This is a genomic window from Klebsiella sp. 4_1_44FAA (assembly GCF_000238715.1).
GTDB lineage: Bacteria > Pseudomonadota > Gammaproteobacteria > Enterobacterales > Enterobacteriaceae > Klebsiella > Klebsiella pneumoniae.
In genome coordinates, this window is record NZ_JH414798.1 from 1,081,232 (window position 1) to 1,096,638 (window position 15,407).

General features: G+C 53.7%; 13 protein-coding genes and 2 pseudogenes. 8 read left to right on the plus strand and 7 right to left on the minus strand.

The window, feature by feature from the left end; translation table 11 throughout:
• Positions 1-39 precede the first annotated feature (39 nt).
• On the minus strand, positions 40-912 hold the full coding sequence (locus HMPREF1024_RS20465; protein WP_004151646.1) for an alpha/beta fold hydrolase: 873 nt from the start codon (positions 910-912) through the stop codon (positions 40-42).
• Between the two features lie 454 nt (positions 913-1,366).
• Between HMPREF1024_RS20465 and lysM the strand changes: the two genes are divergently transcribed.
• The gene (gene lysM, locus HMPREF1024_RS20460; RefSeq protein WP_004184091.1) at positions 1,367-1,816 is read left to right on the plus strand and encodes a peptidoglycan-binding protein LysM; all 450 of its coding nucleotides are present in this window, start codon (positions 1,367-1,369) and stop codon (positions 1,814-1,816) included.
• Between the two features lie 136 nt (positions 1,817-1,952).
• On the opposite strand, the gene pgtP is transcribed toward lysM, so the two are convergent.
• Positions 1,953-3,344 (minus strand): phosphoglycerate transporter PgtP, encoded by a 1,392-nt coding sequence (gene pgtP, locus HMPREF1024_RS20455; RefSeq protein ID WP_004184088.1) that lies wholly within the window; start codon positions 3,342-3,344, stop codon positions 1,953-1,955.
• 406 nt (positions 3,345-3,750) lie between these two features.
• Between pgtP and pgtC the strand changes: the two genes are divergently transcribed.
• The 4 genes from pgtC to HMPREF1024_RS20435 all read left to right on the plus strand — a co-directional run bounded on the left by pgtC (position 3,751) and on the right by HMPREF1024_RS20435 (position 8,863).
• Positions 3,751-4,971 carry a phosphoglycerate transport regulator PgtC gene (gene pgtC, locus HMPREF1024_RS20450; RefSeq protein ID WP_009307854.1) on the plus strand — a complete coding sequence of 407 codons (1,221 nt, stop codon included), beginning with the start codon at positions 3,751-3,753 and terminating at the stop codon, positions 4,969-4,971.
• A gap of 11 nt (positions 4,972-4,982) precedes the next feature.
• On the plus strand, positions 4,983-6,977 hold the full coding sequence (pgtB, locus tag HMPREF1024_RS20445; RefSeq protein ID WP_009307855.1) for a two-component system sensor histidine kinase PgtB: 1,995 nt from the start codon (positions 4,983-4,985) through the stop codon (positions 6,975-6,977).
• A complete protein-coding gene (pgtA, locus tag HMPREF1024_RS20440; RefSeq protein WP_002904899.1) occupies positions 6,967-8,217 on the plus strand; it encodes a two-component system response regulator PgtA in 1,251 nt (416 codons plus the stop codon). The genes pgtB and pgtA overlap by 11 nt, the downstream gene beginning before the upstream one ends.
• Positions 8,218-8,344: 127 nt before the next feature.
• Positions 8,345-8,863: a GrpB family protein gene (locus tag HMPREF1024_RS20435; protein ID WP_009307856.1), complete on the plus strand. Its 519-nt coding sequence runs from the start codon at positions 8,345-8,347 to the stop codon at positions 8,861-8,863.
• Between the two features lie 180 nt (positions 8,864-9,043).
• Here HMPREF1024_RS20435 and HMPREF1024_RS20430 read toward each other — a convergent pair whose 3' ends face one another.
• Positions 9,044-9,952: a LysR family transcriptional regulator gene (locus tag HMPREF1024_RS20430; protein ID WP_002904893.1), complete on the minus strand. Its 909-nt coding sequence runs from the start codon at positions 9,950-9,952 to the stop codon at positions 9,044-9,046.
• Between the two features lie 216 nt (positions 9,953-10,168).
• Here HMPREF1024_RS20430 and HMPREF1024_RS20425 point away from each other — a divergent pair, with 216 nt between their 5' ends.
• From HMPREF1024_RS20425 to HMPREF1024_RS20415, 3 genes are all read left to right on the plus strand, one after another.
• Positions 10,169-11,155, plus strand: a complete 987-nt coding sequence (locus tag HMPREF1024_RS20425; protein WP_009307857.1) for an aldo/keto reductase — start codon at positions 10,169-10,171, stop codon at positions 11,153-11,155.
• A 46-nt stretch (positions 11,156-11,201) separates the two neighbouring features.
• The gene (locus HMPREF1024_RS20420; RefSeq protein WP_009307858.1) at positions 11,202-12,383 is read left to right on the plus strand and encodes an aldo/keto reductase; all 1,182 of its coding nucleotides are present in this window, start codon (positions 11,202-11,204) and stop codon (positions 12,381-12,383) included.
• Between the two features lie 65 nt (positions 12,384-12,448).
• On the plus strand, positions 12,449-13,393 hold the full coding sequence (locus tag HMPREF1024_RS20415; protein WP_009307859.1) for an SMP-30/gluconolactonase/LRE family protein: 945 nt from the start codon (positions 12,449-12,451) through the stop codon (positions 13,391-13,393).
• A 51-nt stretch (positions 13,394-13,444) separates the two neighbouring features.
• Here the strand turns inward: HMPREF1024_RS20415 and HMPREF1024_RS20410 are convergent, their stop codons facing one another.
• From HMPREF1024_RS20410 to HMPREF1024_RS0125805, 4 genes and pseudogenes are all read right to left on the minus strand, one after another.
• Positions 13,445-14,482 (minus strand): aldo/keto reductase, encoded by a 1,038-nt coding sequence (locus HMPREF1024_RS20410; RefSeq protein WP_004176170.1) that lies wholly within the window; start codon positions 14,480-14,482, stop codon positions 13,445-13,447.
• A gap of 245 nt (positions 14,483-14,727) precedes the next feature.
• A pseudogene (locus HMPREF1024_RS31685) lies at positions 14,728-14,841 on the minus strand (DNA mismatch repair protein MutT); the annotation flags it as partial.
• 147 nt (positions 14,842-14,988) lie between these two features.
• Positions 14,989-15,198, minus strand: a complete 210-nt coding sequence (locus tag HMPREF1024_RS32050) for a hypothetical protein (RefSeq protein WP_317978289.1) — start codon at positions 15,196-15,198, stop codon at positions 14,989-14,991.
• Positions 15,180-15,407, minus strand: a pseudogene (locus tag HMPREF1024_RS0125805) (transposase); the annotation flags it as partial. The pseudogene HMPREF1024_RS0125805 and the gene HMPREF1024_RS32050, both read right to left, overlap by 19 nt.

The window sequence follows — 15,407 nt, forward strand, 5'->3', positions numbered from 1 at the left end:
AACAGGAGGCGCCGGAAGCGGCGTCTCCTGAAATATTGCTCAGGTCGTCCGCCTCTTATCGGGGCAATGTCTCTCCAGCCATTGTGCGACGAGGGGCCATAATTTCTCCGCATTCCGGGTACGAAAGAAGCCCATATGACCAATGGATGAAAGTCCGTAATCCGCCCGCCGTATTTCACGGCGTTCTATTTTTGCGTTTTGCGCTGGAGCAAGCAGACGTGAGATGGCTTCTGTATTAGCCCAGGGGTCGTCATCAAAACCCAACACCAGAATAGGTAAGGTTATCTTTCCTGCCCGCTGACGCGCATCCCACTCCGGGTCGTCATAGAAATATTCAGGCATCGCGCTCCAGCGTCCCCACTGAAGCATCGCCGGAGCCGGTAAATCTTCACCCAGCCCGAGACGTCTGGCTGGCATATACCCAAAGAGCCGGCAAAGTGCCGGCCCCAAAACGCGCAGTAAGCACCATACTCGCAGCTTTTCCTTCGTTTGGCTGATAGTGCTTGTCACGCCTGCGTGTGAGGCAACCATGACGGCGGCTCGCAGGTCGGTGGAGGCGGAAGATAACAGCACGGCATGCCCGCCAATACTGTGCCCAATCGCCAGCAGGGTAAGGCCAGGGGCTCGGGCTTTCGCCCACGCGGTGATGCATCCGACGTCCTGCTCGATCCAGTCGGACATGGTGTTTTTGTTGTGACGGACTCTCCCGGACTTCGAAAGACCAGTGCCCCGGTAATCATAAGTAATGACACTAAACCCCCTTTTATAAAGGTATTCAGCGAATCCTTTATAAAATCCCTGTACAACGGCCGTCGCCGGGTGAACGATCACCAATGCTTTGGCTTTGTGTCTTTGCCAGAGCGTGGCGGCGACAAAGCCGCCCTGGCTTACGGGGATGATGACAGATTCCATGAGTCTCGCCTTGTGTGGTCATACCAGTTTAACCTGGATTTACTGTAGCTGCTGCGTCAGAAATCAGCGAATGTTTTTGAGACGATCTCAGTAAGAAAAACGTCCTGAAAGCATTGGCGACCAGAATCAGGAGCCCTCAGGCGGGGTGCCAACTCCCAGCCTGCCATTTAAGGTCCCATATCCTTTCACAATCAATCAGCCTCTGCGCCAGGTGCCTTGTGTTAGGGGGGATAATGTCCGCTTTAGTTTCGTGTCACCTTGCCGGAATACAGACTTTCCTGCCGTAGCGGGGCAAATATCCTGCACTTAGTCGCTTATTGATTATACTTTGATGGCAGCTTGTGCTGCCTCAAGCAGTTGTCGCGATGGTGGATATCAAAACCAGTATCCCGAACATTGGGTCAACGGGGCCGAGGAACATGTGTTCATGTAACAGTCGTGGAGGTATGGAAAGATGGGATTATTAAATTTTGTGAAAGAAGCGGGCGAGAAAATATGGGATGCCGTCTCCGGCGACAGTAAAGAAGATCGGGCCGATAAGCTGAAAAAACATATCGATGGACTTAATCTGCCTGGCGCCGAAAAGGTCAATATTGATGTTGCGGAAGATGGCACCGCAACGGTCACTGGTGATGTCGCTTCGCAGGAGGATAAGGAAAAAATTCTGGTTGCGGTCGGGAATGTCACTGGCGTAGGCCAGGTCAGTGACGGCGTTAAGGTGACGCAAAGCGGGGCGGAAAGTCGTTTTTACACGGTCAAATCCGGTGACACTCTGAGCGCAATCTCAAAAGCGATGTATGGCTCGGCCAATGAGTATCAACGCATTTTTGAAGCCAATAAACCGATGCTGACCCATCCCGACAAAATCTATCCGGGTCAGGTGCTGATTATCCCGGCGAAGTAGGCCACTCAGCAGCAACATCAGTGATGGCAGGAATACTTGCTTTATACCGCTGTCGGAAGCCGCCGCGGACATCTATTCCTCTATCAACGGCAAAAGAGCCAGCAAGCTGGCTCTTTGTTCCCCCGGGTTCAGGCGCTTACTGTGCGTCAGCCAGTGCCAGTCGGGCCTCTTCCTGCTCGGTGATTTTACGCTGTTGCTCAAGTTCCAGCGCGCCGCGATGAGAGAGGTAGCAGAAGAGTATGCAGCAGACGATCCCGCCCATCAGCAGATAGAACCCGCCGTGCCAGCCCATTTTATCGACCATTACGCCGAACAGGCTGGTGCCTAACGATGCGCCAAAGATATAGCTCATAAATCCGCGCAGACCCACGGCTGAACCGACGGCAAAGCTGGGGACGATTTCCATGGTCTGGACCGAGGCCAGAAACTGCGGGACATAAATAAGGCAGCCCACAATCGCCGCGAATACCGTGACCATCAGTAGCGATTCGCTTTTCCAGTAGCCGATCAGACAGATGAAGATTAGCGTCATACAGATTATGGCTAACGGCATCCGGCGCCCTTTAAACAGCTTGTCGGAGAGCCAGCCGGCCAGCAGAGTAGACGGAATTGCCGCCCACTCAAAAAACAGGAATGCGACGCTCATTTGTTCTTTGGAAAAATGTTTCACCGTCAGTAGGTAAATTGGCAGCCAGCTGATCATGCCGAAACGCACCATATAGACAAACACATCCACAAAGGAGACATACCAGGCGTTTTTGTTACGCAGTACGTAGGTACAGAAGATCTGAAATGCGCTCATGTTCTCCGGCGCTTTCTGGCCGTGTTTGGTCTTCAGCACCACTTTCTCTTCCGGCATCATCTCTGCCAGCGAAGGCAGACCTTCCTCGCGCGGCGAACCCTTACCCAGCACCAGTACGCTAATGGCGAATACCACCGCCACGCAGGCCGGTACAATGTAGCTGGCGCTCTGCCAGTGCTCGGTGCCGAGAATGGCGAATGCGGCGCCGACGATCGGGGCGACAATTCCGCCGCCGACGTTATGGGAAATGTTCCAGAACGCCCCTACGCGGCCACGCTCACGGCGCGGGAACCAGTTCGCAATAGTAATAAAAGAGGGGCCGACCCCCATACCCTGAAACAGGCCGTTCAGGACAACCAGCGCAGCGAAGACCCAGAATGCGGTACTGAATCCTAACCCGACGTTGACGATGGCGCACAGCACCAGGCCACAGGCCATAAAGACTTTCGGGCTGGCTTTATCCGCGAGGCTGCTCATTACGCCTTTACTGATCCCGTAGGCGATGAGCATACAGCTGCTGAGCAAACCGATCTGCGTGGCGCTGAGGTCTAACTGTTCTTTCAGATAGGGCGTGGATAAGGTGAAGTTATTGCGCACGATATAGTACGCCAGGTATCCCAGAAATACGCTTAGCAGCGCCTGCATACGGTATCGACCATAGGTTGCCTGAATTTTCTCAGCAGGAACTTTATTCGCCGACGGGCCTTTTTTTAATAATGATAACATGTCGTCACCTGTATTTATATTGATATGAACATCAGGAGTAATTACCCCGAAGGGTGAAATAAGCGGCTAAAAAAATTCAAATCGTCGAAATGAGTCAAAATTGACTCAAAATAATGCAGGGACGGGTTGTTTTTGACCCCTCTGGCATGAGCGAGATTTTGCGCAATTAATTTTGCGCTGATTTTATGTCCGGCTTGTGCGGACACTAACAAATTGCCTAATCATTATCTGGTAATCTTTCCCGATATTCCCGGACGCCCGTTTGACTATTTTTCCGCTCGCGGCGATTAATTCACCAGATGTCATAAACGGGTAAGTTTTGTCTCAACGCGGTTTTTACGGTATTTCAATATTTATGAACGGGATCACAAACATATTTCTTCGTGGGGTCGGGATAATGAGCAAAATGTTCGCGCTGCTGCTGCTGAGCGCATGGCTGAGACCCTGTGCGGCGCAAGGCAATGAGCTGGTGATGGCGACGACATTTTCTCCCAGCGCCACCGTGTGGATTATCGATCGCTGGCAGCAAGAGCCGGGGTCGGTGATGATAAGGACGCTCAACCGCACCAGCGCCTCGCTGGAACAGTTGCTTGATACGGCAAATGCCGAAAATGTCGATCTGATCCTGACTTCGTCGCCGATGCTGCTGCAGCATCTTCAGGAGCATCAAAAACTGGCGCCGTTCAGCGGTGCGCCGGCAGGCAGCCAACATCTGGTGCCGGAATCCATTCGCTCCACCTCCGTGGCCGTGGCGATCTCCGGGTTCGGTTTGCTGATGAATCGCTCAGCGCTGATGACCCGGCATCTGCCTGCGCCAGCGGACTGGGATGACCTGACCGATCCCCGTTATCAGGGGGCGCTGCTGATGAGCAGTCCGTCGCGTTCGGATACCAACCATCTGATGGTGGAGTCGCTGCTGCAACAAAAAGGCTGGATTAAAGGATGGGAAACGCTGTTGACCACGGCGGGAAACCTCGTGACCATTTCATCCCGTAGCTTTGGGGTGGCAGATAAGATTAAAAGCGGCCTGGGCGTGGCTGGTCCGGTGATTGATAATTACGCCAATCTGCTGCTGAACGATCCGCACCTGGCTTTTACCTATTTCCCTCAGTCGGCGGTTTCGCCGACCTATGTCGCAGTGCTTAAAAACAGCCAGCACGCCAGCGAAGCGCGGCGGTTTGTTCGCTATCTGTTAAGTCCGGAGGGCCAGACGATCCTCGCCGACGCTAATACCGGGAAGTATCCGGTAACACCGCTGGCGCCAGGCAATCCACGGGCGGCGCAGCAGGCGATGCTGATGAATCAACCGCCATTAAACTATCGATTGATCCTCAAACGTCAGCGTTTGGTTCAGCGGATGTTTGATACGGCGATTAGCTTTCGTCTTGCTCAGCTCAAAGACGCCTGGCGAGCGCTGCATAGCGCGGAGGTCCGTCTTAAGCGTCCGCTACCCGAGATACGGGCGCTGCTCACCCGTGTCCCGGTGGATCCGGCCAGCAGCGAGGATGAAGCCTGGCTGGCTCAGTTCGACAACAAAAGTTTTGCGGAACAGCAGATGATGGAGTGGCAGCTCTGGTTTCTCAACAACCAGCGGCAGGCGATTACTAAACTGGAAGAACTGAAATGACGGACAGGTCCATGCTGCAACGCCTGCGGCAAATCAGTATCAGTAGCAGTCTGCGCGGGGCATTTCTGACGGGGGCGCTGCTTACGCTGATTGTCAGCAGCGTAAGCCTCTATTCCTGGCATGAACAAAGTTCGCAGATCCGCTATTCGCTGGATGAGTATTTTCCGCGCATCCATGCGGCTTTTCTGATTGAAGGGAATCTCAACCTGGTGGTCGATCAGCTCAATGAATTTCTGCTGGCGCCAAATACCACGGTACGACTGCAGCTGCGCAACCAGATTATCCAGCATCTGGACAAAATAGAACGGCTAAGTCAGGGGTTGTCGCCGGCAGAACGCCAGCAGTTGGGGGTGATATTGCAGGACAGCCGCGCGCTGCTGGCGGAACTGGATCGCGTGCTCTACAACATGTTTCTGGTTCGTGAAAAGGTGGGAGAGCTTGCGGCGCGGATCGACTGGCTGCACGATGATTTCACCACCGAGCTGAATTCGCTGGTGCAGGATTTTACCTGGCAACAGGGAACGCTGCTCGATCAGATTGAAGCCCGACAGGGGGATGCGAGGCAGTATCTGAAACGCGCCCGGGAAGTGCAGAATGAACAGCAGCAGGTCTATACCCTGGCTCGTATTGAAAATCAGATCGTTGACGACCTGCGCGACAGGCTCAATGAACTGAAATCCGGGAATGATGACGGCATGCTGGTGGAGACGCATATCCGCTATCTTGAAAACCTGAAAAAAACGGCGGATGAAAATATCCGTGCGCTGGATGACTGGCCGAGCACCATTACCCTGCGACAAACGATAGATGAGCTGCTGGAAATTGGCATGGTGAAAAATAATATGCCGGATACCATGCGCGACTATGTTAGCGCGCAAAAAGCGCTCGTGGAAGCCAGCCGGTCCAGAGAAGCGACGCTGGGGCGCTTCAGAACGCTGCTGGAAGCCCAGCTTGGCAGCAGTCACCAGCAGATGCAGATGTTTAATCAGCGTATGGCGCAGATTGTCCGGGTCAGCGGCGGGTTAATCCTGGTGGCGACGCTGCTGGCGCTGCTGCTGGCATGGGGGCTGAACCATTATTTTATTCGCTCGCGGCTGGTGAAACGCTTTACCGCGCTGAATCAGGCGGTGGTGCAGATTGGTCTGGGCCGGACCGAGGCGACCATTCCGGTTTACGGGCGCGACGAGCTGGGACGTATTGCCGGTTTGCTTCGTCATACCCTGGGTCAGCTTAATGCGCAAAAACAGCAGCTGGAACAGGAGATTGGCGAGCGAAAAGCGATTGAGGCCGATCTGCGCGCCACGCAGGACGAGCTGATCCAGACCGCTAAACTGGCGGTGGTGGGGCAGACGATGACCACCCTGGCGCATGAGATTAATCAGCCGCTGAACGCGCTGTCGATGTATCTTTTTACGGCGGGAAGGGCGATCGAACAGGGACAGGCGGAGCAGGCGCGGACGACGTTAAGCAAAGCAGAAGGGCTGATCAACCGCATTGACGCGATTATCCGCTCCCTGCGCCAGTTTACCCGCCGCGCAGAACTGGAAACGCCGCTGCATCCGGTCGATTTGCGTCAGACGTTTACCGTGGCGTGGGAACTGCTGGAGATGCGTCATAAGCCTCAGCAGGGGACGCTGGTGATACCGGATGACACTGTCTGGATTCAGGGGGACGAAGTGCGCGTCCATCAGGTGCTGGTGAACGTGCTGTCCAATGCCCTCGACGCCTGCCCGCACGCCGCGCAAATCACCGTGAGCTGGCAAATCCAGGGCGGAAGGCTGTGCGTGTTGATTGCCGATAACGGCCCTGGCTGGCCTGCGGCCTTACTCCCTTCGCTGTTAAAGCCGTTCACTACCAGTAAAACCGTGGGGCTCGGAATAGGGCTTTCGATATGTGTTTCGCTGATGACGCAAATGGAAGGGGCGTTGCGCCTGGCGTCGACCTTTACACGCAGTGCCTGCGTGGTGCTGGAATTCAATTTGACGGATGTGAAAGATGTTGAGTAATAACTGTTCGATTCTGCTGATTGACGATGATGCCGATGTGCTGGATGCCTATACGCAGCTGCTTGAGCAAGCGGGGTATCATGTCAGTGCCTGTAATAATCCGTTTGATGCGCGGGAGCAGGTGCCGAAGGACTGGCCCGGCATCGTTTTAAGCGATGTCTGCATGCCCGGCTGCTCCGGTATCGATTTAATGACGTTGTTTCATCAGGATGACGATCTGCTGCCGATTCTGCTTATCACCGGTCACGGCGATGTGCCGATGGCGGTGGAGGCGGTGAAAAAAGGGGCCTGGGATTTCCTGCAAAAGCCGATCGATCCGGGCAAACTGCTCACGCTGGTGGACGCCGCGCTGCGTCAGAGGCAATCGGTTATCGCCCGTCGCCAGTATTGTCAGCAAAAATTACAGGTTGAGCTTATTGGCCGCAGCCAATGGACGGTTCGGTATCGCCAGCGCCTTCAGCAGCTGGCAGAAACGGATATTGCGGTATGGCTTTACGGCGAGCCGGGAACCGGCCGCATGACCGGCGCGCGTTACCTGCACCAGTTAGGACGGCACGCTGAAGGTCCGTTTATCGCCTGCGAGCTGACTCCGGCTAACGCCCATACGCTTAATGAACTGATCGCCCAGGCCCAGGGCGGGACGCTAGTCTTAAGTCACCCCGAGCATCTGACTCACGAGCAACAGCATCAGCTGGTACAGCTGCAGAGTCATGAGAAGCGGCCTTTTCGCCTGATTGGTATTGGTAGCGCTTCGCTGGTGGAGTTGGCCGCCAGCAGCCAGATAGTGGCGGAACTCTATTACTGCTTTGCGATGACGCAAATTGGCTGCCAGCCTCTGTCAAAGCGACCTGATGATATCGAGCCGCTGTTTCATCACTATTTGCAAAAAACCTGTCAACGGCTGAATCATCCCGTCCCGGAGGTGGATGCTGGTCTGTTGAAGGGGATGATGCGCCGGGTGTGGCCAAATAACGTTCGCGAACTGGCGAACGCCGCTGAGCTGTTTGCAGTGGGCGTATTACCGCTCGCAGAAACGGTTAATCCGCTGATGCACATCGGCGAACCGACGCCGCTGGATCAGCGGGTTGAGGACGTCGAACGGCAGATCATCACCGAAGCGCTGAATATCCACCAGGGACGTATTAATGAGGTGGCGGAGTATCTGCTGATACCGCGTAAAAAACTTTATCTCAGAATGAAGAAGTATGGTCTGAATAAAGAGCACTACAAAGGGGTTTAGGGCATCTTGTCAGACGATGGTTGAAAATTATGAGGACAGATACAGATTATAAATGCCTTCAAGTCAGCAGAGGCGATTTATGTTATTGTGACTGCTTAAATTTCCTTAAAAGGTGTGACTATTGAACATGCGAATATTGACTGTAGTTGATTATGATGAGATGTGGCCGGCTTTATTTGAGAACGAACGTACTCTGTTGCAGATGACGCTTGGTAAAGTGATATCCCGGATTCATCATATTGGTAGCACCTCGGTGCCTGGATTATCAGCTAAGCCAGTAATAGATATATTAATCGAAGTTGCTAATCTTGAAGAACTGGACAGTTTGAATCAGGCAATGGAGGGTGTAGGATATACTGTGCGTGGTGAAAACGGCATTTTAAATCGTAGGTACTTTACAAAAGGTGGAAGTCAGCGTAGTCATCATATCCATGCGTTTACCACCGGGGATGCTCAAATCATAAAACACCTGGCATTCCGTGATTACCTTATTAAACACAATGACGTAGCCATTCAGTACGCTTTAATGAAAAAAAGCGCGATGTTATTATGTGAAAATGACAGCCACCGATACAGCATTTATAAAGCGGATTTCATTCAGAAACATCTTCGTATGGCGCTTATTGATGCAGGTCACCTGGGCTAGCCTTCAAATAAATTACAACCCATGTTTTTTTGTAATTTTTCACAGCGTTACCTCTTGTTTCTCCATTATTAGCAAACAGCACGCCTTGCAGACTACCTGCGGCTTCCTGCAACTGAGCTTTCTGAATAAGCGACGGGGCGATAAAGCCGATAACGCATCGTTCAGTATGGAGGCACCATTTCACAACCCCAGCGGCCTGGCCTCCTGTATGAACTCAATCAGAAGGCGAAGCCCGGTCGGCAATTGCCGGCGGCTTGAATAATAGATATGAAAACCTTCCTCCAGTGGGGACCATTCCGTAAGCACCAGACGGAGCCGTCCATCCTTGACATAGGGTGCAACAAGAGGCTCCGGAAAATACATCAGGCCAGCCCCGCCCAATACGGCCACCAGACCCGTTTCGGCATGATTGACCGTCACTGAGCCTGGCACTGTCATTTGGTATGTTTCGCCGTCTCGCGCAAGTTCCCAGCGATAAACCCGATCGTCACCGAGACGATTGCTGATGCAGCGATGGTGTAATAAATCATCCGGATGTTCAGGCGTTCCGTAGCGTTCCAGGTAATCAGGGGAGGCCGCGATAACCCAGCGAATATCGGCAGATAAACGCCGGGCAACCATGTCCTCCGGGACGGTGCCACCATAGCGGATGCCGGCATCGAAGCCCGCATCAGTCACGTCAACCATACGGTTGCTGGCCACAATATCGATTTCAATATCGGGATAGCGATCCATAAAAGCGGGCATGACCGGCGCAAGCAAAAGATTTGCCGCTTCAACGGCTGCATTGATGCGGATACGTCCGGTAGGGGTATTGCGATACCGGTTAAGCGATTCAAGCGCGCCTTCTATGGTGTCGAAAGGCTGAAGAACAGACTGAACCAGTTCCTCGCCGGCTGCCGTAGGGGTGACGCTCTTGGTCGTGCGATTAAGCAGGCGAACTCCGAGCCGGGTTTCCAGTCCCTTCAGGGCATGACTCAGCGCTGATGCACTGACGCCTAATTCAATTGCCGCACGGCTGAAGCTGCGATGACGTGCAATCGCCATGAAATAAATAAGATCGGCAACATCAGCTCTGCTTATTTGCATACAGAATAGTTTTCCTTATGCGGCGTTAAAACCCGAATGCGTTGATGAAGAAATGATATACACCTTAGACCGATTAGGGCTAATCCATTGCTGAATTTTTTTCACAAGTCCATTCATGCACGTCCACTCACTGTACACGTTGTGCTTCGTTATTCTTGAAAATCATGCGCTCTGGCTGGTAGGCCAGGGCGGAACACTCATCTAACGGAGCCGTTTATGAACTATACGCATCTTGGCCGCACCGGCCTGAAAGTCAGCCGCCTTTGTCTCGGAACCATGAATTTTGGTGACGTCACCGACGAGAAGACCAGCGCCCGCATTCTGGATGAGGCGCTTGAGGCGGGTATCAATTTCATTGATACAGCAGACGTGTATGGCACTGAACAATCTCCCGATATCCAGCAAGGCTCGGGGCTGTCCGAGGAAATTATTGGTCGCTGGCTTCAGCAGGGTGGCCGCCGTGAACGCATCGTTCTGGCGACAAAAGTCTATCAGCCTATGGGACCGGGCCCGAACGATCGCCGGCTTTCTGCTTACCATATTCGCAAAGCCTGCGAGGACAGTTTGCGACGGCTTAAGACCGACCATATTGACGTCTATCAGATGCATCACATCGATCGTCATACGCCGTGGGAAGAGATCTGGCAGGCCATGGAACTGCTTGTTCAGCAGGGAAAGGTTCTTTATATCGGTAGCAGCAATTTCGCGGGCTGGGACATTGCGACTGCGCAGTCAGTCGCCACGGCCCGTCATTTCCTGGGCCTGGTCGCCGAGCAAAGTCTTTATAATCTGACAGCCCGCACCATTGAGCTGGAGGTCATTCCCGCATGCCGCCATTTTGGCCTGGGGTTGATCCCCTGGAGCCCGCTTGCCGGAGGGCTGCTTGGCGGCGTACTGAAAAAGATGGCAAGCGGGCGCCGTGCCAGGCCCGCGTTTGCCCGTCTAATCGAACAGTATCGTCCGCAGCTGGAAGCCTACGAGGGATTATGTGAGGACCTCGGCGAAACCCCCTCCGATGTGGCCCTGGCGTGGCTCCTGCAGAATCCTGTCGTTACCGCTCCACTGATTGGGCCTCGTACGGTCGAACAACTCCAGCAGGCGCTTCACGCAACGACAGTCACGCTATCAGACGACACCATGAGCTGTCTCGACGAAATCTGGCCCGGCCCCGGGGGAGAAGCGCCCCAGGCTTATGCCTGGTAATGACCAAATTAATGAATCCTTTCTTCGTTATAGGGAGTTCCAGTTTATGAGCAAGATGATGCATGACCAGCCTTCTGCTGCCGTACCCGCTTCCCGGGACCGGCGCAATTTTCTGATCGCCGGCGCCGGTCTGGCTTTGGCCGCAACCACCCTTGGCAGGAGCGGCGCCGTGATGGCGAAACCGGCTGGTCAGGACACGCCGAACGCCCCTTCGGATGCTGCTCCCGTCCGGAAGGAAACCTTAACCACGCGTAAACTCGGCTCGCTGGAGGTGTCCAGCATGGGACTCGGGTGCCTGCCGATGGTGGGTTATTACGGCGGAGGTCCGCGCGATCGTAAAGCCATGGTTTCGCTTATCCGGGCAGCCTTCGAACAAGGTATCACGTTCTTTGATACTGCCGAGGTCTACGGCCCCCATCTCAGTGAAGAATTTGTCGGGGAAGCACTGGCCCCTGTTCGCGATCGTGTGGTGATTGCCACCAAGTTCGGCTTCGGCGTGGAGGAGGGGAAGCCCACTTCCCTTAACAGCCATCCTGACCATATCCGCCGCGCCGTAGAAGGCTCGCTAAAGCGTCTGAAAACGGACCACATCGATCTTCTCTATCAGCATCGCCCCGATCCGAATGTGCCGATCGAGGATGTGGCGGAAACCGTGAAGGCGTTGATCCAGGAGGGTAAAGTGAAACACTGGGGACTGTCGGAAGCGAGTGCCAGGACAATTCGCCGCGCACATGCGGTACTCCCTGTGACTGCGGTGCAGAGTGAGTATGCCATGTGGTGGCGGGAACCGGAGACGCGGATATTTCCAACGCTCGAAGAGCTGGGTATCGGTTTCGTACCTTACTGCCCGACTGCCCGCAGCTTCCTCGCCGGAGCAGTCAATCCAAGCCAGCGGTTCGACAGCACCGATCGGCGGCATAACCTGCCACGCTTCCAGCCCGATGCCCTGGCCAAAAACATGGTGCTGCTTGAATTTGCGCAGTCGTGGGCCCGTCGCAAAAACACCACTCCGGTTCAGTTCGCGCTGGCCTGGCTGATGGCGCAGCGGCCCTGGATTGTCCCTATCCCGGGTACGACGCAATATCCGCACCTGATAGAAAACAGCGGTGCACCGCAAGTCCGGTTGACGGACAGCGAGCTACGCGAAATCGATGCGGCGCTTGCCAAAATCCCATTGCAGGGCGGTCGCGCCGATCCGTTTACCGAAAGTCAGTTTGATAAAAGTTAATACCTGCTGTCACAGGGAGACTGCAGGTGAAGTCTCCCTCTGTATTATTGCCGGGGATAAACCACATGAATGGACTAAATCATAACGCGCTTACATGCAGTGCCGTCCCCATACCGCCCTGGGAGCGTCCTCTCCAGACCGTGGAGGCCCAGCCGTACTTCAGCGTTTCACAGGCGTCGCTCGTGCTCGAAGGGATCGTGTTCGATCGGAACAATAACCTCCTGTTTGTTGATGTGGCGACGGGGCGCGTGTTTAAGCTAACCCCGGAGCGGCAGCTTTCCATTGTCCTTAAGGAGAATTCATTCGGTGCTTCCGGCCTGGCGGTACACAAAGATGGACGGATCTTTATCGCCTCGGTGGGCGATATGCAGCGAGGTTCTGTCCGGGCTATCGAACCCGACGGCACCCGTGAGCAGATGATTGTTGCCCCTGATACTGGATTTCTTGTCAACGATCTGGTCTTTGATAATCAGGGCGGATTTTATTTCACTGACAGCCGGGGAAATTCAGCCGATCCACAGGGTGGGGTGTTCTACGTTAGTCCCAATGTCGGGTCAATTCATGCCATCCTGCCTGGACTAGCGGTCGGGAACGGCATAGCGATTGACCCCGCCGGCTCTCAGATATGGGCCACAGAACACGCTAAAAACAGGCTTCATCGCGTAAGACTGTCAGACGCCACCACGGTCGCCCCGTTTGGTTCAGTTGTTACCTATCAGTTCACCGGGCCGGCGCCAGACGGGGCCCGTGTCGACAGCGAAGGCAATGTATATGTGGCCATCTCAGGCCAGGGCCGCGTCATGGTCTTCAACCGCAACGGACTGCCTATTGGGCAAATTGTGCTGCCTGACCGCGACAAAGGCCGTAACCTTAAATCGACAAGCCTGGCGATCCGCCCCGGGCATCGCGAGTTGTTTATTGTCGCTAACAGCGGGACCGAACCTGGTGGAGCGATGATTTTTCGATCGGGCGCATTCGCGCCGGCACCGTTTCCCTTTTCACATCAGTGACCGGGAATGAGTGGTCTGGGAGACCCGGCAACGCCGGGCCAGGGCAGGGTGTTAATAGTTCTGGATCGCTGAAGGTGGCGTGAGGGAAGGCGGCGTATCCGGAAGCGGGGGAATGATCCCGTCAACGGGGTGTGGCAGATAGCGAGCTTCCAGTTCCGTGATTTCGGCATCGCTAAGTGAAAAGTCCAGCGCGCTGATAGCCGTGGAAAGATGTTCTGGTTTCGTTGCGCCAATGATCGGTGCTGTGATGACGGATTTTGATAACAGCCAGGCAATTGCAACATGAGCTCTTGGCACCGCGTGCTTTTCGGCAATGCTGGCAACAACATCAATCACGGGCTTATCCAGAAGGGCTGCGTTCTCATACATTTTTAACGCAAAGGCATCGTTTTGCGTTCGTCGGGACGTGACACTCCAGTCGCGCGTGAGCCTGCCGCGTGCCATCGGACTCCAGGGGATCACCCCAACGCCTTGGTCTTCACACAGGGGCAGCATCTCGCGCTCTTCTTCCCGGTAAAGCAGGTTGTATTGCGGTTGCATCGTGATAAATCGGGTCCAACCGTTACGCTCAGCGGTATGCTGCATTTTTGCAAAGCGCCAGGCTTCCATAGAAGATGCGCCGATATAACGCGCTTTTCCTGCTTTAACGACGTCATGCAGAGCCTCCATGGTCTCTTCAACAGGCGTGGAGTAGTCAAAGCGATGAATCTGAAAGAGATCCACATAATCCATGCCTAAGCGCATCAGGCTATCGTCAATAGACTGAAAAATGGCCTTGCGGGAAAGAAACCCGGTATTGGGTGAGTTGCGCCACGGAAAGAAGGTCTTTGTCGCTACAACGATCTCGTCGCGTCTGGCCATCTCTCTCAGCGCTTTTCCTGTAATTTCTTCTGAACTACCGCCCGAGTAGATATTCGCGGTATCAAAAAAATTAATGCCGGCTTCAAGCGCCTGACGAATGAGCGGTCGTGACGCCTTTTCATCCAGGGACCAGGGTTGAGGCAAACGTTCAGGTTCGCCATAACTCATACAACCGAGACAAAGACGGGAGACTTTCAACCCGCTACGACCCAGATTCACATACTTCATTCGGTGTTCCTTCTTTTATTGCCAGCAATTATGTATGTGACAGGGTATTGCACTGGTATGAAGGGAACCAGCATGCGCCATTGAATGGTGTTATGAGTTTTTTTCACAAGTAGTCGACAATGGAATTAAAATCGAAGTACAGTCCCGACAAAGTAACATCGGTGATCGTATCAAACATCCCTGCTATATTTTCAACTTAACGTTTGTTATTTACCTGAACTACACGCTGCAAGAAGATATTGAAGCGTTGCCCAGCATGTTTTTCCTTCCAGAGCATCATCTTTATGGCAGAATCTAAAGGGCAGAACGTGATTTTCAGGTGAAAGGACTATCAATCGAGAGGCTGGACGAGTACGCATGTAATCCCTCTTAAATAAAATTTAAACCCTCATTTCGGATTTTCCAATAAATATAGATTACAGTCTATAAGTGCACATTGAGAATACCTTTTCTTACCACGTCAACTGCGCTTATCGTCCGCTTCTCGCTCATAGCGGACTTTCTGCTCAGCGAATCCGCCCACTCCGTGCCAGAGGCGGACGTTGTCTAGGGAAGGTGCGAATAAGCAGGTCATTTCTTCCCAAGCTGACTCGCTGATTAAAATTTCGCGGATCTGGGCCGATTTTTTTCCCGCAAACACATCGAATCAGCCTATTTAGGCTATTTTTTCCACCATTTCTGGCGTTATTTCCGGTTTTTACTGAGATCTCTCCCACTGACGTATCATTTGGTCCACCCGAAACAGGTTGGCCAGGGTGAATAACATCGCCAGTTGGTTATCGTTTTTCAGCAGCCCCCTGTATCTGGCTTTCACGAAGCCGAACTGCCGCTTGATGATGCGAAACGGGTGCTCCACCTTGGCACGGATGCTGGCTTTCATGTATTCGATGTTGATGGCCGTTTTGTCTTGCGCGGATGCTGCTTC